The organism is Streptomyces sp. NPDC059718 (assembly GCF_042733315.1).
GTDB lineage: Bacteria > Actinomycetota > Actinomycetes > Streptomycetales > Streptomycetaceae > Actinacidiphila.
This window is the reverse complement of the sequence record NZ_JBHWGA010000020.1, coordinates 28640-44732: the sequence shown is the minus strand read 5'-3', so window position 1 is coordinate 44732 and position 16093 is coordinate 28640. Positions and strand designations below refer to the sequence as shown.

The 16093-nt window shown below is 71.5% G+C and carries 16 protein-coding genes and 1 pseudogene; 11 read left to right on the top strand and 6 right to left on the bottom strand.

Translation table 11 applies throughout. The features are described 5' to 3' along the window. Nucleotides 1-122 precede the first annotated feature (122 nt). Entirely contained in the window at nt 123-731 is a 609-nt protein-coding gene (locus ACFV3E_RS22825; RefSeq protein ID WP_500536284.1) for a flavin reductase family protein, read from the top strand. Nucleotides 732-813: 82 nt separating this feature from the next. Beyond that, on the top strand, nt 814-2412 hold the full coding sequence (locus ACFV3E_RS22820; RefSeq protein WP_500536283.1) for a 4-hydroxyphenylacetate 3-hydroxylase family protein: 1599 nt from the start codon (nt 814-816) through the stop codon (nt 2410-2412). A 99-nt stretch (nt 2413-2511) separates the two neighbouring features. On the opposite strand, the gene ACFV3E_RS22815 is transcribed toward ACFV3E_RS22820, so the two are convergent. Continuing rightward, a complete protein-coding gene (locus ACFV3E_RS22815) occupies nt 2512-5307 on the bottom strand; it encodes an FtsX-like permease family protein (RefSeq protein WP_500536282.1) in 2796 nt (931 codons plus the stop codon). Between the two features lie 5 nt (nt 5308-5312). After that, nucleotides 5313-6011, bottom strand: coding sequence for an ABC transporter ATP-binding protein (locus ACFV3E_RS22810; RefSeq protein WP_500536281.1), 699 nt, complete (start codon nt 6009-6011; stop codon nt 5313-5315). A gap of 69 nt (nt 6012-6080) precedes the next feature. On the opposite strand from ACFV3E_RS22810, the gene ACFV3E_RS22805 reads away from it, so the two are divergent. Then, nucleotides 6081-6665 carry a PadR family transcriptional regulator gene (locus ACFV3E_RS22805; protein ID WP_500536280.1) on the top strand — a complete coding sequence of 195 codons (585 nt, stop codon included), beginning with the start codon at nt 6081-6083 and terminating at the stop codon, nt 6663-6665. A gap of 54 nt (nt 6666-6719) precedes the next feature. Here ACFV3E_RS22805 and ACFV3E_RS22800 read toward each other — a convergent pair whose 3' ends face one another. After that, nucleotides 6720-7655, bottom strand: a complete 936-nt coding sequence (locus tag ACFV3E_RS22800; RefSeq protein ID WP_500536279.1) for a LysR family transcriptional regulator — start codon at nt 7653-7655, stop codon at nt 6720-6722. A gap of 134 nt (nt 7656-7789) precedes the next feature. On the opposite strand from ACFV3E_RS22800, the gene ACFV3E_RS22795 reads away from it, so the two are divergent. From ACFV3E_RS22795 to ACFV3E_RS22785, 3 genes are all read left to right on the top strand, one after another. After that, entirely contained in the window at nt 7790-9034 is a 1245-nt protein-coding gene (locus ACFV3E_RS22795; RefSeq protein WP_500536278.1) for an MFS transporter, read from the top strand. Nucleotides 9035-9262: 228 nt separating this feature from the next. After that, a complete protein-coding gene (locus ACFV3E_RS22790) occupies nt 9263-9742 on the top strand; it encodes a hypothetical protein (protein WP_500536277.1) in 480 nt (159 codons plus the stop codon). Nucleotides 9743-9806: 64 nt separating this feature from the next. After that, nucleotides 9807-10175 carry an SH3 domain-containing protein gene (locus tag ACFV3E_RS22785; protein WP_499516297.1) on the top strand — a complete coding sequence of 123 codons (369 nt, stop codon included), beginning with the start codon at nt 9807-9809 and terminating at the stop codon, nt 10173-10175. A 72-nt stretch (nt 10176-10247) separates the two neighbouring features. On the opposite strand, the gene ACFV3E_RS22780 is transcribed toward ACFV3E_RS22785, so the two are convergent. After that, on the bottom strand, nt 10248-11135 hold the full coding sequence (locus tag ACFV3E_RS22780; RefSeq protein WP_500536276.1) for a helix-turn-helix domain-containing protein: 888 nt from the start codon (nt 11133-11135) through the stop codon (nt 10248-10250). Between the two features lie 158 nt (nt 11136-11293). Between ACFV3E_RS22780 and ACFV3E_RS22775 the strand changes: the two genes are divergently transcribed. From ACFV3E_RS22775 to ACFV3E_RS22765, 3 genes are all read left to right on the top strand, one after another. Continuing rightward, nucleotides 11294-11728, top strand: a complete 435-nt coding sequence (locus ACFV3E_RS22775; protein WP_500536275.1) for a nuclear transport factor 2 family protein — start codon at nt 11294-11296, stop codon at nt 11726-11728. 171 nt (nt 11729-11899) lie between these two features. Next, nucleotides 11900-12727: a RhiA family protein gene (locus ACFV3E_RS22770; RefSeq protein WP_500536274.1), complete on the top strand. Its 828-nt coding sequence runs from the start codon at nt 11900-11902 to the stop codon at nt 12725-12727. An 84-nt stretch (nt 12728-12811) separates the two neighbouring features. Further along, a complete protein-coding gene (locus tag ACFV3E_RS22765; protein WP_500536273.1) occupies nt 12812-13426 on the top strand; it encodes a hypothetical protein in 615 nt (204 codons plus the stop codon). 110 nt (nt 13427-13536) lie between these two features. Here the strand turns inward: ACFV3E_RS22765 and ACFV3E_RS22760 are convergent, their stop codons facing one another. Both ACFV3E_RS22760 and ACFV3E_RS22755 read right to left on the bottom strand, forming a co-directional pair. Continuing rightward, the gene (locus ACFV3E_RS22760; RefSeq protein ID WP_500536272.1) at nt 13537-13974 is read right to left on the bottom strand and encodes a DUF6174 domain-containing protein; all 438 of its coding nucleotides are present in this window, start codon (nt 13972-13974) and stop codon (nt 13537-13539) included. A 101-nt stretch (nt 13975-14075) separates the two neighbouring features. Continuing rightward, entirely contained in the window at nt 14076-14600 is a 525-nt protein-coding gene (locus ACFV3E_RS22755; protein WP_500536271.1) for a tetratricopeptide repeat protein, read from the bottom strand. A 156-nt stretch (nt 14601-14756) separates the two neighbouring features. Here ACFV3E_RS22755 and ACFV3E_RS22750 point away from each other — a divergent pair, with 156 nt between their 5' ends. Both ACFV3E_RS22750 and ACFV3E_RS22745 read left to right on the top strand, forming a co-directional pair. Further along, nucleotides 14757-15806 (top strand): ArsR/SmtB family transcription factor, encoded by a 1050-nt coding sequence (locus tag ACFV3E_RS22750; protein WP_500536270.1) that lies wholly within the window; start codon nt 14757-14759, stop codon nt 15804-15806. Nucleotides 15807-15890: 84 nt separating this feature from the next. Next, a pseudogene (locus ACFV3E_RS22745) lies at nt 15891-16046 on the top strand (SDR family NAD(P)-dependent oxidoreductase); the annotation flags it as partial. Between the last annotated feature and the right edge of the window lie 47 nt (nt 16047-16093).

The window sequence follows — 16093 nt, the reverse complement described above, 5'->3', positions numbered from 1 at the left end:
ACGGGTGTGTTGCGCAGATCATAGCGTCCCGGTCGAGCGGTGCGGCCCGGACGGCCGAAACTGCGTCAGGTTTCCCCTCCTGGGCGGTGGCACTCGCGCCGTCGCCGGTTTGGAGAGATCGGATGATGGAATCAGGAAATACCGGCGGCGGCCTGTACGGGAAAGGCACCGTGCGGCTCGACGCCGCGCCGCGGCCGCCGGAAAGGACGGCGGATGCCGATACCTTCCGCTCGGCGATGCGCCGAGTGGTCGGCGGATTGGCCGTGGTGACCACCCGTCATGACGGCCGCGCCTGGGGAATGACCGTCAGCGCGTTCGCCTCGGTCTGTCTGGAGCCGCCGACGGTGCTGGTGTGCGTCAACGAGCGCACGGTCACCGCCGCGGACATCCACCGCGAGAGCCGTTTCGCGGTCAACCTGCTCAGCCTGGACCAAGTCCCCGTGTCACAGCTGTGCTCACGCCAGGGAACCGTGAAATTCGTCGACGACCACGTCCTCGCGGGCAGCGAGCTGCCGGCCGAGGTGAATTCGCCGGTGCTGCGGGATTCGTTGGTGACCTTCGACTGTGAGACGGCCGAGGCACGGCCCGTGGGCAGCCACCTCGTCGTCATCGGCACCGTGCGGGCCGTCATCGCGCCCGACCTCCGCTCCCCCCTGCTGTTCGGGCGGGGACGCTACCAACGCGGCGTGGATATGGAGGCGGTTCCGGCGATGACGGAGGCGGTGGCATGACGCCGACCGGCCTGCCCGCCCGCCTGTACGGCGCCGCCACCTTCCACCGTCACATGTACGACACCACCACGGGAGACACGCCATGAGGACCGGCAAGGAATACCTGGAGTCGCTGCGCGACGGCCGCAAGGTCTACGTCGGGGGCGAACTCGTCGAGGACGTCACCACGCACCCCAAGACCCGCGGATACGCCCAGGCGATCGCCGAGTACTACGACCTGCACCTGGACCCCGAGCACCAGGAGACCACCACCTTCATCGACGGGAACGGCAAGCGCCAGTCGATGCACTGGTTCCTGCCGCGGTCGAAGGAGGACGCCGTCCGCCGCCGCAAGTACGCCGAGTTCCTGTTCCGGCACTTCAAGGGCGGCATCTTCACCCGCCCGCCGGCCGGCATGAACGTCGTCATGTTCACCCAGGTCGACGACCAGCAGCCGTGGGCCGAGAACTCCCGCTTCACCGGCCCCCGCCGCGACCTTTCGGGCAACATCCAGCGCCAGTGGGAAGAGGTCACCTCCAAGGACCTCGCGATCTCGCCCATGTTCGTCGACGTGCAGTTCGACCGCGGCCGCGACGACGCGCTGGCCGAGACCCCCATGCTGCGCATCATGGAGGAGACCGAAGAGGGCATCGTCGTCCGTGGCTGGAAGGCCATCGGCACCTCGCTCCCCTTCGTCAACAACCTCCTGATCGGCAACCTGTGGCGGCCCGGCCAGACGCCCGAGCAGACCATCTACGCGATGGTGCCACTGGCCACTGAGGGCGTGACCGTGGTGGCCAGGGAATCGCGGGCCCAGCCCGACGCCGACCCCTACGACCGTCCGCTGGCGACCATCGGTGACGAGCTCGACGGGATGGTCTACTTCGACGACGTGCTGATCCCCTGGGCACAGGTCCAGCACATCGGCAACCCCGACCACGCCAAGTGGTACCCGCAGCGGCAGTTCGACTGGGTGCACCTGGAGACCCAGATCCGGCAGTGCACGCACGCCGAACTCATGGTCGGCCTCGCGCTGCTCATCACCCAGGCCCTGGGCACCAGCCGCCAGCCCGTGGTGCAGTCGCAGCTCGCCGAACTGATCCGATTCCGCGAGACCTGCCGCGCGTTCATGCTCGCGGCCGAGGAGACCGGTTTTGAGACCCCGGGCGGGCTGTACAAGCCGAACAACATCTACATCGACTTCGGCCGGGCCCACTACCTCGAGAACCAACACGACATGGTCAACAAGCTGATCGACTTCTGCGGCCGCGGCGTGGTCATCCAGCCGACCAAGCGTGAGCTGGACGACCCCTACATCGGCCCCAAGCTGGAGGAGGCGCTGCGTGGTGCCGAGATCAGCGCCCGGGACCGGATCAAGATCTTCCGGCAGATCAGCGAGCGCTTCCTCACCGAGTGGGGCACGCGCCACGAGATGTTCGAGAAGTTCAACGGCACGCCGCTCTACCTGATCAACATGCTCACCATGCAGCGCACCGAGTACCAGGTCGACGGACCGCTCACCCAGCTCGCCCGCGACGTCCTCGGTTTCGGCGACACCTCCGAGCTGGGCAGGCGGGCGCAGGAGGCGGAGAAGGCCTCGCACTACGCCGGCGTGCGCTTCCAGCCCGGGTACGCCCGTGGCCAGGACGTCCACGAGGGCTACATCGGCCCTCGGCCGGAGGAGGCGGCCGATCGGCCGTGACGGCGCCTCCCCCGGCCGTCCTGCGGCTCGGGGCCCGAGGGTCCCGGGCCGCAGGACGGCCCCGACGGCGGGTGGTGTCCCCGCCGTTCCCGGCATCCGTCATCCCACCGCCAGCAGATGGGCGGGGGCGATGCGTGACTGGGCGCGGACCGGGAGGGCGAGGGCGGCGCAGACGAGGACCACGGCGGCCAGGGTGGCGAGGAGCGCCGCGCCGCCGACGGCCGGGAGGCGTCCGTCCAGGGTGCCCCAGCCGATCGCGAGGACCGTCCCCAGCCCGGTGACCGCGCCGGTGAGGCCGCCCAGGAGGGCGAGCAGGGCACCTTCGTAGTAGCTGAGCAGGGCGAGTTCACGGGTCGTCCAGCCGGTGGCGCGCAGGACGGCGAGGTCGGCGGCCCGTTCGCGCATGGACAGCACCAGGACGTCCACGGCGCCGGCGGCGCCCAGGAGCAGCGACAGGGCGACGCTCAGGTAGTCCGCGGTACGGGCCTGTGCGACGACGGCGTTGCCCAGCAGTGAGCCGGCCGCCTCGCCGCGGAAGCCCAGGGTGAGGGCGAGCAGGACGGTGAAGGCCGCCACCGCCAGGGCCAGTCCCGCCGCGCCGAGCGCGGTACGGCCGCGCACCCGCAGCAGGTTGCGTACGGCGAGTCCGAGGACCGAACGGACGGGCGCCGCGCGGCCGGTGGCGGTCACCGGTGGCGTGATCGCGTCCAGGGGCTTCAGCCGGGTGGCGCGCCAGGCCGGGAACAGCCCGGCGGTGACCGCGAGCAGCAGCGAAACGGGCAGCACGAGCGCCGCCTTGGTCCCCGCGTCGGGCAGCTTCAGCAGCAGGCCCAGGACGTAGGCGAGCACGGCGCCCGCGGCGCCCGCGCCGAGGCCGATGGCCACGAGTTCGCCGAGGATGAGCCGGAGGATCTCCGGCGGGCTCCAGCCCAGGCAGCGCAGGGTGCCGATCTCGGTGCGGCGTGATCGCACGGAGGCCAGGGCGGCCTGGGCGAGGAAGAGCGCGCAGACGACGAGGACCAGCACGAACAGCACGGCGCTCTTGGCGTCGACGGCCTTGAGGATGCGCAGGGCCACGCCCTTGGCGGTCCAGTTCTCGACGACGTCGACGCCGGGCAGCGCGATGGTCTGCGGTGCCGGTGAGCTGCCGATGGTGATGTCCACCTGGAGACCGGGGTACGCGGCGCGGATGCGGCCCGCGACCGCGTTGACCCGTGCCTGTGAGGCGGGGTCGACGCCGGTGACGCCGGCGACCCGGATGCGGATGGCGCTGATGGGGGCCTTGTCCTGCGGGGTCGGCTGCCGGCGGCTCTTGGTGAGGACGGGGAGCGCGTCCAGGGAGGTGAGCATGGTGGGCGGTGCGGCGAGGTAGCCGCCGAGATTGCGGTCCGGACGCAGTGGCCGGTTGTGCAGCGCCGTCCGCCCGGCCTCGTCGGCGCCGGTGACCTGGGGCGAGCGGTAGGTCTCCAGCGGTACCTCGGACAGCGAGGAGAAGCCGGGCAGTTCGGTGGCGTCGTAGCGGCCGACCGGGGTCAGGTACGGGATCGGCGTCCTGCCGTAGTCCTCGTGCGCGCAGGTCCGGGTGCCCCAGCAGGCGGTTCCGGGGTGGCTGACGACCTCGCGGAACTGGGTGCCGGTGTTCTCCTCGGGCACGAACTCCACGAACTGGCGGTCCGCGTTGGTGCGCCACACCTCCGGGGACTGGTCGGCACGGGCGTGCGGGGCCAGGCCCGCCCCGGCGCGGCGGTAGCCGACGGGGCCGACCGTCCAGTAGCTGTCGACCAGGGGGGCGAAGAGGGACTTCCCGGGAAAGCCCCGCTCCAGGTCGGCGCTGACGCGTCCCACCGCCGTTCCGCGCAGGTCGTCGACGAAGTCGTGGGCGGCGGGGCTGCCCAGCTTCGCCCGCAGGGCCGCGGGGTCGCCGGCGTCCAGCCGTTCCACGGTGGCGTTCACCGTGCCGGAGGTGAGGGTCTGGTCGCTGAGCACGGCCGGGATCGTCCAGTAGGGCTCGTTCGACCAGTTCTCCTTGCGGCCCCAGACGGGTTTGTCCCGGTCGGTGAGCATGCGGCCGGAGGAGATGGCGTGTCCCAGGCCCACCAGCCGGTCCTCGGCGGCGGGGTCCACCGCCGACAGGAGCACCGGGTAGGAGACCGGGATCTCGGCGATCGCCTTGTCCTGTCCCGACCGGCAGGTCAGCCAGGAGTTCATGTCGGGGTCGAACGGCGACTCCTCGCGGCGGTCCTCGCGCAGGAGACTGGGCTTGAGGGGTCCGAATCCGCCGTCGTCGGTGTGTTCGATGTGGATGTCGGTCTTGTTGTAGTTGTAGTACCAGCAGACCGGATAGGTCCGGTGGTCCGCGTGCTCCTCCAGCAGCCCCGGGAACGTGGAGTCGGAGAAGGCCTTCGACGGCTCGATCGGATTGCGGCTCAGGTAGACGTACTGGTCGGCGGTCCGGTAGCGGCCCAGCCCCGCCGTCAGGGTCGGCTTGATCCGCAGGATCTGGGAAGGTGCCGTGCCGTCAAGGAAGGACGACACGTCGACCTTCAGCGTCCCCGGCACCGTCAGGTAGCCGACGTTGGCGACCGGCGCGGCGACCTCGATCCCGGGCATCTTCTTGATCCGGTCGTACTGGCCGAGGCCGATGCCGCCGAAGATCCCGGACAGGAAGTTCGCCTCGACCAGTCCGTCGTCGCGCTCGACCGCGGTCTGGCTCGCGTGGGGGCGCACCAGGACGTCGTACGCGGAGCGGGCGTTCTCCCGGACGGTCTCGGTGGTCCGCGCCTGACTGGTGGTCACCGTCGAGGTGAGCAGGGTGAAGCTGGTCGCGGCCACGAGGATGCCGGCGGCCAGTGCCAGCGCGCGGGCCCGATGACGCCGCAGCTGGGACCAGATCATGGCGATCACGGGCGGAGCCCCCCGAGCCGGTCGAGGACGTCGGCCGCCGGCGTCACGCGTTCGTCGGCCACGATCCGTCCGTCGCGCAGCCGCACGATCCGGTCGCAGCTCGCGGCCACCTCCACGTCGTGCGTCGCGACGAGCAGCGTCATCCCGTACTGCTCGGTCAGCGAGAGCAGCAGGTCGATGATCTCCCGGCCGGTCGCGCTGTCCAGGTTGCCGGTCGGCTCGTCCGCGAGCAGCAGGCCGGGCCGGTTGATCAGCGCCCGGGCGACCGCCACGCGCTGCTGCTGACCGCCCGACAGCTCCGAGGGCAGCGCCCTGGCCCGCTGTGCCAGGCCCACGGCCTCCAGGAGTTCCATGGCACGGGCCCGCCGGTCGAAGTCCACCCGGCGGGGCAGCACCGGCGCCAGGACGTTGTCCAGCACCGTCAGCGCGGGCAGGAGGTGGAAGCGCTGGAAGACGAAGCCGATCCGGCGTCGATGGGCGTCGAGCCCGCCCGGTGTCAGTGCGGTGCCGTCGACCTCCACCGTGCCGGAGTCGGGCAGGTCCATGCCGCCGACCACGTGCAGCACGGTCGACTTGCCGGCGCCGGACGGGCCGGTGAGTGCGACGGATTCGCCGTCCCCGATCTCCAGGTCGACGCCGTCCAGCGCCACGACTCCCGGGTGCCGGCGGGACACGTCCCGCAGGGTCACGCTCATGCTTCCGACCACCCCTCATGCATTGCGGCAATGCAGGGGTACATTGTCACAATACAGAGGGGACGCAAAATGCCGCTGCACCACGCAGTGCTCGCGCTGCTGTCCGAGGGACCGAGCCACGGCTACGAGCTCAAGAGCCGTTTCGAGGACGCCATCGGCCCGCAGTGGGGCGGCCTCAACATCGGGCACCTCTACCAGATCCTGGACCGCCTGGTACGCGACGGCCATGTCACCCGGTCCCAAGTGGCACAGAGCGACCGCCCCGACAAGACGCGCTACACCCTCACCGCGCAGGGCCAGGACGAGTTGCACTCCTGGGCGACCACGGCGTGGGTCCGCACGGGCGGCTTCCGGGACGAGTTGTTCCTCAAGCTGTTCGGCGCCGCCTCACTGGGCTCCGACGCCGTGCACGCCCTGGTGGAGACCCAGCGCCAGACCTACGTCTCCGAACTCGCCGGTCTCACCCGCCTGCGGCGCGGCCACACCGACGACCCTTTGGTGGCCCTCCTCATCGACGCCGCCATCGCCCACACCAAGGCGGACCTGGAACTCGTGGACAGCGCCGTCCAGCGGCTCGCGCCGCTCACGCGACCCGCTGTTCCGTCGCACGGGGCCGCGGAGGAACCGGAAGCCCGCGAGCGCAGGGCGACGTAGGGCGAGCCCCGCGCCGCCGCAGTCCTGCCGGGATGATCGCGGACACGGCGGCGTTCAGCGCGCGGTCACCCAGCCGGGCGTCCAGGTCCCGGCGGCGTCGCGGCCGGCCGCGGCGGCGGCGAGGTGGGCGCGGAGGGTGGCCAGCGCCGGGTGGGGGTTGTCGCGGTGCCACAGGAGCGAGTGCGGGTAGACGGGTGTCGGGTCGGTCACCGGGATGCGGCGCAGGCCGTGGCCCGCGGGCCAGACGAGGCGTGTGTCCCCGCCCATGAAGGTGGCCAGGGCCGGGGTGTCGGCGACGGTGTCGAGGAGCGCGTCGGAGCCGAAGTTGGGGCCGGTCGCCTCGATGGTGAGGCCGAACTCGGCGACGAGGTCGTCGTAGTAGGCGGCCCACTCGGTGCCGGGCACGATGCCGGGCATCCAGATCCGGTGCCCGGCGAGCTGGGCGACGGTCACCGACCGGGCGCCCGCCAGCGCGTGGGCGGGGCCGGTGAGGAGCTCGAGCGGCTCGTCGAGCACCCGGACGGACTCGATGTCCTCGGGAAGGGGCCGGCCGGGCGCGGCGACGGCGCGGAAGGACGCGTCGATCTCACCGGACCGGATGGCGGCGACGGCCGTCTCGATGTCGAACAGCATCACCACGTCGAGCTCGATCTCGGGGTGCGCGCGGTGGAAGCCGCGCATCAGGCCCGACGCCGCGCCCCGCGAGGCGATGATGTCGACGCGCAGCGGACGGCGGCCGGTGCGCACCGACGCGACCGCGCGCTCGGCGACGCGCAGCAGCTCGCGCGCGTGGGGCAGGAACGCCTGCCCGTCGATGGTGAGCTCGGCGCCGCGCGCCGTGCGGGTGAACAGCCGCACGCCGAGGCTGCGCTCCAGCGCGGCGATGCGCTTGGAGACGGCCTGCTGGGTGACCGCCAGCTCGGCGGCGGCCTCCTGGAACCGCCCCGCGTCGGCGGCGGCGACGAAGGTCCGGACGGTGTCGAGGTCCATGCCGACACCCTAAGGCCACAACCGTTGGTTGTGGTCGACGGCTCTGTGGTTGTTTGATCCCAGGCCGTGGGTCTCGCTTTGATGATTCCGATCGCGGATCGGTTGTGCGGGGTGAGTGGAGAGGGGCGTCGGGCATGGGGAGCGGGCACCGGCTGGGACGGCGGTTCGGGTGGCTGTGGGCAGCGTACGGAACCAGCGCGCTCGGCACCTGGCTCGCCTTCGGCGCGTTCCCCTTGATCGCCATCCAGGTGCTGCACGCCGGACCGGCCGAGGTCGCCGCGCTCGCCTCCGTGGGGTCCGCGGTGGGCGCGGCCGTGGCGGTGCCGCTCGGCCCGTGGGTGGAGTTCCGCCGCAAGCGGCACGTGCTGATCGCGATGGACCTGGTGCGGTTCGCGGCGCTGCTGACGATCCCCGCCGCGTTCGCGCTCGGCGTCCTCACCTTCCTCCAGCTCCTGCTGGTCTCGGTCGCCGTCGCGGCGGCCGACATCACCTTCCGCGCGGCCTCCGGCGCGTACGTGAAGACCCTGCTGCCGGCCGAGGACCTGCTCGTCGCCAACGCCCGCTTCGAGTCCACGGCATGGACGACCACGATCATCGGACCACCGCTGGGCGGCGCGGCGATCGGGCTCCTCGGCCCGGTGGCGACGGTGGTGGCCGACGCGGTCAGCTACCTGCTCTCGGCCCTGGGCATCCGCGCGACGGGCGGGCACGAGCCGCGGCCCGAGCGCCGGGAGGCCGCGCGCATGCGGACCCGGGACCTGCTCGACGGCTGGCGGTACATCCTCGCCGACCGGGCGCTGCGTCCGCTGTTCTTCAACACCGCGCTGTTCAACGGCCTGGTGATGGCCGTCCAGCCGTTGCTCGCCGTCCTGATGCTCGGCCGGCTCGGGTTCGCACCGTGGGAGTACGGCCTCGCCTTCGCGGCGCCCTCGATCGGCGGGCTGCTCGGTTCGCGGCTGGCCGTGCCGCTCGTCACCCGGTTCGGACAGCGCCAGGTCCTGGTCGCCACGGGGGCGCTGCGCGCGCTCTGGCCCGTCGGCCTGGCCTTCCTGGGGCCGGGCACCGGAGGGCTGTTGCTGGTGATGGGCGTCGAGCTGGGGCTCATCTTCTGCTGCGGGATCTTCAACCCCGTCCACGCCACCTACCGCCTCGAGCGGACCGCGACCGACCGGGTCGCCCGCACGCTGTCCGCCTGGGCGGTGACGACCAAGGCCTCGACCGCGCTCCTGACGGCCGTCTGGGGCGTGCTGGGAGGGCTGCTCGGTGCGCGTACGGCCATCGGCCTGGCCGGCGTGCTCCTGCTGGCGACCCCGCTGCTGCTCCCCCGCCGCGCGGCAGCGCAGCCGCGAGAGCCGGAGCCGGCACCGAGCCGCCCCTGACGGAGTGCGCGGTCCCGGCCGGCATCCCGCACACGGTGATCGTTTCTGACGTTACGTCAATGTGTCGTACACGGGTGCTTGTTGTGGACATGATCCATAGAACAGACTTACGTCGATTCGCACAAAGAATCGAATCGCGGTGACGCGATCACCGCGGTCGCGTCCGACCGCCCGGACCGCCGCGCCGGTGGCGGTCCGCCGTACGCACCACACCAACGAGGGGGAACCATGTCCGTACGTCCGTCGCGCAGGTCGCTGACCAGCGCCGCAGGCGCCTTCGCCTTAGCCCTGGGCTCGACGCTCGCGGGCGCCGCCGTCGCGCCGACCACCGCCGCCGCCGACACGGGAGACCGCACGTCGACCGTGGCCTGCGCGTCCCTGTGGGTCAACGACTCCGGTGGCACGACCCACGCCAGGCTGCGGAACTGCTCCGTCACCTGGGGCAAGAACATCTTCGACGGCTCCTACTGGCAGACGGTGAAGTTCGAGCTGTACGACGCCCTCACCGACGGCGTCTGCGCCAAGTCGAACGTGATCCTGTCGCCCACCGGGGCCAGCTCGCAGGCGAGCGAGTGCAACGGCGTCTACACCCCGAAGTCGGCGACCTTCAGCGGCCGGGCCACCAACATCTTCATCAGGATCGCCTACGGCTCCAACTCGACCTACGGCAAGATCAGCACGAACGTCGCACCGCCGACCGGCTTCTGACAGCCACCGCCGGCGGGTTCGCCTCCACCGGAACCACGCCGGCGCCAACGGGAGGGGATCAAGCATGCGATCGACACGCAAGGCCAAATGGGCGGCACTGGCGGCCGGAGTGCTCGCCGTGCCGGCGGCCCTGGTCGTGAGCACCGCGGGGCCGGCGACGGCCAACGCGTCCTGCGGTCAGGGCGCCTGGGGCACGGACGGCACGGACGTACGCATGCCGCCGGGCGTCAGCGCCAACATGCGCAGCGGCTCCAGCACGGCGTGCGGGGTCGTCGGCTGGGCCGACAACCAGGACGTCCTGATCTACTACTGCTGGACGTCCGGCCAGAACGGCACCTGGACCTACCTCTACAACCAGCACGACGACCGCACCGGATGGGTGAAGGACTCACTCCTGCCCTACAACGGGTCGAACCAGTACTGCGGCTTCTGACAGCCGGCCCGCCACCCGGCGGCGCCGGCCCGCACCGCGCATTGGTGCGGGCCGGCGCCGCACCGCGGATCGCTAGCCCTTGCGCCGCTCGTCGGTGTGGTCCGCCTCCCGCTCCGCCCCGGTGGCGGACCAGTTGGCGAGGATCGTCAAGGCGTCCTCGGCGGCGGACCCGGGGGGCGCGCTGTAGACGACCACGCTCAGGCCGCTTTCGTCGGGCAGGCTCATGGTCTCCTGATCGAGTTCCAGGTCGCCCACGAGCGGATGGTTGAGGCGCTTGGTGCTGTCGCGGAAGACATGCACGTCGTGGGATCCCCACAGCATGCGGAAGGCGTCGCTGCGCGTGGACAGTTCACCGACCAGGTTCGTCAGTTCCCGGTCGTAGGGGTGCTTTCCCGCCTCGACACGCAGCGCGCCGACGGCGAACCGGGCCATGCGTTCCCAGTCGCCGTAGAACCGCCTGGCCGCGGGATGGAAGAACGCGAACCGGGCGACGTTCGCTCCGCAGGTCGGGTCGGCGTACATCTCCGCGTACAAGGCCCGGCCCAAGGCGTTGGCGGCCAGCGTGTCCAGGCGGTTGTTCATCACGTACGCCGGCATCCGCGGCATCCCCTCGACGATCCGCGCGACGCTCGGCCGCACCGCCGGCCGGCTCTGCTGCGGTACCCGCGCCGCGGGCGCCGGTCCCGCGGCACGGGCGAGGTCGTGCAGGTACATGCGCTCGGTGGCGTCGAGCCGCAACGCCTGGGCGAGGGCGTCCAGCACGCTGTCGGAGACACCTTTGAGGTTGCCGCGTTCCAGGCGCGTGTAGTACTCGACGCTGACCCCGGCGAGGGCGGCCACCTCGCCCCTGCGCAGTCCGGGCACCCGCCGCTGACCGTACGTCGGCAGACCGGCCTGCTCGGGGGTGAGCTTGTCGCGTCTGGAGCGGAGGAAGGCGCTGACGGCGTCCCGGTTGTCCATGAGGACAGCGTAGGCAGGCCGCGCGAAGCGTGGGGGACCCTGGCAGTACCCCTCACGGCAAGGACTCCCCCGCCCCGGCCGGCCGGCGTTGCATGGTGTGTGCCCCGATCCCCGGGGCCCCACCCCCAGGGGTGGACAGGACCGGAAGGACACACACGATGAACAACCCGACCGAGACGGTGACGCAGAGCCCCGCGGACGTCGTACGGGGGCTGTACGCCGCGCTGAGCAGGGGCGATGTGCCGGGTGTCCTGGAAAGGCTCGCCCCTGAGGTGATCGTCGACGAGCCGGACCAGCTCCCGTACGGCGGTGTGCACCAGGGCCGCGAGGTGTTCGTGCAGTCGGTCCTCGGCGCGATGATGGGCTACGCCGCCGTCGCCATCACCGCGGCCGAGGTGTACGAGGGGCCGGCCGGCGTCGTCGGCACGCTCACCGGAACGCTCACGGCCCACACCACCGGTGAGGAGTTCCCGTTGACCATGGTGGAGATCCACCAGGTCGAGGACGGTACGGTGCGCAAGATCGACGTCTACACCAAGAACCCCCGGGAACTCGCCGCGTTCTACGCACGGGCCGAGGCGGGCACCCGCTGACGACCGCCCGGGGCGCCAGGCGCGACGCACTGGCGGGTGAAGATACGAGGCCGTGTGGACCACGGACACGTCGATCACTACGCGCTCCGCAGGCCCGGCAGCCAGTCTGATGATCACTTTCGGCGTACTTCGTGCCGGCTACGGTGCCGGCGATCATCCGAGGAGACGGGCGTGCCGCCTCACCACCTGGGTTCCGAACCGTCCCGGCGGAGGTTCCTCGTCGGCGGCGCCGCTTGCGCGGGCGCCCTCGCCGTGCCCTCCCTCAACGGCGCGCCCCGGTCGGCGGCCGCGACGCCGTACCTGCTCTACGTCACCAACAGCTCGACCGAGTACGTGTACCTCTGTCTGCACCAGACTCCCGGCGGCAACGGACCGTCAGGTGTGATGCCTCTTGCCTGGCTGGTCCGGCCGTCCCCTCCGCTCCCTACTCCTACTCCGCCCTTCAGCTGGAACGTGGATTACAGCTTCGTCTGGGCGCGGACCGGCGTGCTCACACCCGGCAGCACCTTCACGGCGATGGAAACGGTGGCCGCCGACCCGGGCAACCCGTCCGCGAGCCAGATCCAGTTCGGCGCCGACAACGGAAACCCGGGGTTCAGAGCCGGCCCCGCCACCGGCGCTCCCCTACTGGGTTCCCTGTACATCAAGGAACTGTCCACCGTGCCCGCCGACACCGCCTCGGTCGGCATCGGCCAGAGCGGCTCGCCGGTCTTCGCGGTACAGGCACAGCCCGACAAGACTCTGCGATTCACCCCGGGCGAGAACCAGTACTGGCTCGCCGCCGGCCCGGCAGACCCGTTCAAGCCCCCGCCCTTCCTCCGCGGCCAGGTGCTGGACCTCGAGGCGATCACCTCGCACGTCGAAATCCCCTACGACGGCACGCGCGTCATGCAGGCCGTCCTCAACCCGGGCCTCACGTGGACGGTGGATCCCGGAGCCCGTCGGCCGGGGCCGGTTTCCGCCCGCCCGAGATCTCTCCCCACAGCTCATGTGAGGTGATGCCGGGAAGGGCCGGGGCCCCGACGACCGGGCCGGCGGCGCGAGGGTCCTGGATGCCGATCGCCGAACGAGGCAGGAGAGAACGTGGACGATCACAGCACTCAAGGAGTCCGGACGTCGGCATCCGCCGGCGCGGGTCGCGACGCTCCCGGGCAGGCGGGGGTCATCGGCATCGCACTCGCCGCCGTGCTGACGGCGTTCCTCGCGCAAGGTTCCTGGCAGTGGTTCGCCGTGTACATCGGGGCGACGCTCCTTGCGGTGATCTTCACCTTCTACCGTCTGCCGACGTGGACGCCCGGCCTCCGGTCCGTGTACCTGCGGAATCTGGCGGCGTACGCGCTGGTCGTCGGCCTGTGCGTGGCGATCACCTTGGCCCCCATGCTGCAGCGCTGGGCGTGGCTGTTCCCGATGCCGGGCACCCGCAGCAGGTGTATCGCGCTGGGCACCTACGAGAGCATCCGGACAGAGGCGGCGCTGTCGAACCTGGCCGACCGCGCCGGCACCGCCCTGGCCCACGCCCAGGCGGTCCAGAGCCATGACGCCGTGGCCAACTGCCTGTCCGCCACCACCACCCTGTGGCTGCCGGTCTACGCGGCCGGAGCGGCCCTCCTGGCGGGGCTGTGCGCGTGGTCCATCGACCGGGTTCGGGTGGGGAACCAGGCGGTCGCGTCCAGCCGAAGGCCTCCTGGTCAGGGCTGAGCAGGCCGGCCCTCTCCCGTCGACGGCGCCATAGGGCTCCGGACGACGCGGCCCCGCCCCGGGAAGGGTGGGGCCGTGTGAGGCCTCGGGACCGGCCTCGGGAGCAATTCTCAGGGGTGTACGCGGTACTCGGTGATCAGGTAGTCGGCCTCGTCGTCCACGGAGTTCGTCTCCCAGTCCAGGTGGATCTCGGTGGGGTGTCCGTCGGGCGCGAACACCGCGTCCGCGACATCGGCCTTGTCCGCCCGGGCCTGCCGGAGTTCGGTGAGGAGGTCTCGCAGGGTCCGCACGTTCTGCGGCTCGCCGGCGATGGTCCGCCGGGCCGGCTCGTCGAGACCGACCGCCTCGGCCACCTTCCCGTCCGCCACGGTGATCCGGTACTTGCCCAGGCCACCGCGCTCGCCGCCTTCGGAGAGCAGAGTGAAGGAGTACCGCGCCGGCTCGGCCCATCGGGGTATCGGGGTCGCTTCGGTTTCGGAGCCGCAGGCGGTCGCGGGGAGCGCGAGTGCTGATACCGCGATGAGCAGGAGTGCGCGAGGTCTTGGCATCGGCGTGCCCTTCCGTGGTCGGCTGTCGCTCCGACGCGACGGGCGGCGATCCGGTTCCGCGCCGAGGTGCGGCGCGGTACGGGTGTCGGCGCTGTGCCGGCTCAGTCCTCCATCAGAGCCTTTCCGTAGTTGGCCATGGAACGGTTGTACCGCGGCAGATGCCTGGCCAGGGCGATCAGGACGAGGGACAGCCCTTCGCGCTCGCGGCCGAGGGAGGCGAGGCACAGCGCGGTGACGGCATCTAGAGCGTCGTCGAGGTGGTCCGAGCCGCGGGCGCGCTCGGCCTCCAGCATCGCCAGGCCCGCGGCCGCCTCGCCGGTGTTGCGCAGGGAGCTGGACATCTGGATCACGGCGCGGCGGCGGTTCTCGCCGGTCAGACCGCCGCGTTCGAGCGCCTCGCGGTAGAGCGGGACGGCCGCACCGGAATGGCCCCAGGAGTCGCGGGCGCAGGCCCTGTGGAACAGGCCGTCGGCATCCCCTTCGGGCAGTTCGGCCGCGAGCGCGTCGATCTGCGCGAGGAACGCGGCCTCCTCGTGGTCGTCGATGACGGCGAACAGCGCGGCAGCGCGGCGGTTGACCTCGGCGTGCCTGCCGCCCGGCTCGGCTCGGTCGGTGACGTCGTGCATGCCGTACTCCTCTGATTCCTCAGGTGGGTTCGACCGGTCCCGGCCGAGGTGATCAATCCTGGCCAGGCGGTTAGGATCACCACCAGTGATTCGGTACCGGCCGAATCACCGTCGCCGGCGTACGACGCTCGGGACACGGAACCCACGGGGGTGGGCGTGGCCATCAGTCTCGGCTTCGGGCCGTCCGACCTGGCCCGCTGCCGGTTCGCCTACTCACCGGTCTTCGAGACCCTCGCCGCGGTGCGTATCGCGACGGGACCGCAGGGCCCCGGGCCCGGGCAGCATCACCGTCGGTGGCTGCAGGAGGCCCTGCCCCGTCTCCACGCCGTCGACCTGCGGCCGCTCACTCTCCTGCAGCCGCGTCGCGGCTACACCCCGGACTTCCTCTCCCTGCCCCCGCTCGCCTCCTCCCCTGACTTCGACGGCGAGCTCACCCGGATGGCAGCCACGCCCGCTTCCGTCGTGCGCCGCGAGATCGAGATGTCACTGCTCGACACCCCGGGTGCCCGGGCCGGCGAACTCGGACGGCTGCTGCTCGGCGACCCGGCCGACGTGCTCGGCCTCCTGACACAGCTGGTGCGCGCGGCGTGGCAGGCGCTCGTCGAGCCGGTGTGGCCGCAGGTGCGGGCCGCGCTGGAGGCCGACATCGCCTACCGCTCGCGGCGACTGGCCGAAGGCGGTCTGGACGGCCTGTTCGCCGATCTCGACCGGACATTGCACTGGACCGGCGACACCCTCGTACGCGACCCCGGCGGCAACGAGCACGTCGCGCTCGGCGGGCGTGGCGTGCTGCTCATGCCCAGCGTGTTCAAGTGGGACGAGGCGATCGTGATCACGCAGCCGCCCTGGCAGCCGACGGTCGCCTACCGAGCCCGGGGCCTGGGCAACCTCTGGCAGCCGACGCGTGAACTCCCGAGCGCCGCTCTGGCACGACTCATCGGGGGCACCCGCGCCACCCTGCTGACCGCACTCGACGAGCCGGCGTCGACGACACGGCTGGCGCAACGACACCAACTGGCACCCGCCACGGTCTCCGAACACCTGAAGGTGCTGCGGGACAGCGGGCTGGTCGTCGGGGCGCGACACCGTCACGAGATCCGTTACCGGCGTACACGACTGGGGTCGGCGCTCATCCACGGCGACGAATTGCCGATAGCGCCTTCCGTCGTCACGCGCTCAACCCCTACCGCCGTTTTCCTAGCGTGACTCATCGGAAACTCCGGCCGGTCCTCCCATGAGGGCCTTGTGCCGAGTCCGCCAGGGCAGCGTATGCGTTGACCCATTTCTCGGCGGCTTCGAGACCTGAACCTGCGAGCGCCGGTGCTGGCCACCGCCGAGTACGCGAGGCAGGCACGGAAGGACGGGGCCGGAGGCTGCGTCGTCAACATCTCGTCCGGATCGGCGCTGCGTTCCCGGCTCGGCGGCGGCCCCTACGCGACGTCGAAGGGCGGCGGATCCAGCGCGGGAACCCTGCACCTGCCCCGCATCCAGGA

Bases quoted from the DNA above. Each gene is read 5' to 3' on its own strand.
- ACFV3E_RS22790 (WP_500536277.1), top strand. From the start codon at position 9,263: ATGTCCGTACGTCCGTCGCGCAGGTCGCTGACCAGCGCCGCAGGCGCC.
- ACFV3E_RS22825 (WP_500536284.1), top strand. From the start codon at position 123: ATGATGGAATCAGGAAATACCGGCGGCGGCCTGTACGGGAAAGGCACC.
- ACFV3E_RS22800 (WP_500536279.1), bottom strand. From the start codon at position 7,655: ATGGACCTCGACACCGTCCGGACCTTCGTCGCCGCCGCCGACGCGGGG.
- ACFV3E_RS22785 (WP_499516297.1), top strand. From the start codon at position 9,807: ATGCGATCGACACGCAAGGCCAAATGGGCGGCACTGGCGGCCGGAGTG.
- ACFV3E_RS22755 (WP_500536271.1), bottom strand. From the start codon at position 14,600: ATGCACGACGTCACCGACCGAGCCGAGCCGGGCGGCAGGCACGCCGAG.
- ACFV3E_RS22810 (WP_500536281.1), bottom strand. From the start codon at position 6,011: ATGAGCGTGACCCTGCGGGACGTGTCCCGCCGGCACCCGGGAGTCGTG.
- ACFV3E_RS22780 (WP_500536276.1), bottom strand. From the start codon at position 11,135: ATGGACAACCGGGACGCCGTCAGCGCCTTCCTCCGCTCCAGACGCGAC.
- ACFV3E_RS22815 (WP_500536282.1), bottom strand. From the start codon at position 5,307: ATGATCTGGTCCCAGCTGCGGCGTCATCGGGCCCGCGCGCTGGCACTG.
- ACFV3E_RS22805 (WP_500536280.1), top strand. From the start codon at position 6,081: ATGCCGCTGCACCACGCAGTGCTCGCGCTGCTGTCCGAGGGACCGAGC.
- ACFV3E_RS22795 (WP_500536278.1), top strand. From the start codon at position 7,790: ATGGGGAGCGGGCACCGGCTGGGACGGCGGTTCGGGTGGCTGTGGGCA.
- ACFV3E_RS22820 (WP_500536283.1), top strand. From the start codon at position 814: ATGAGGACCGGCAAGGAATACCTGGAGTCGCTGCGCGACGGCCGCAAG.
- ACFV3E_RS22760 (WP_500536272.1), bottom strand. From the start codon at position 13,974: ATGCCAAGACCTCGCGCACTCCTGCTCATCGCGGTATCAGCACTCGCG.
- ACFV3E_RS22775 (WP_500536275.1), top strand. From the start codon at position 11,294: ATGAACAACCCGACCGAGACGGTGACGCAGAGCCCCGCGGACGTCGTA.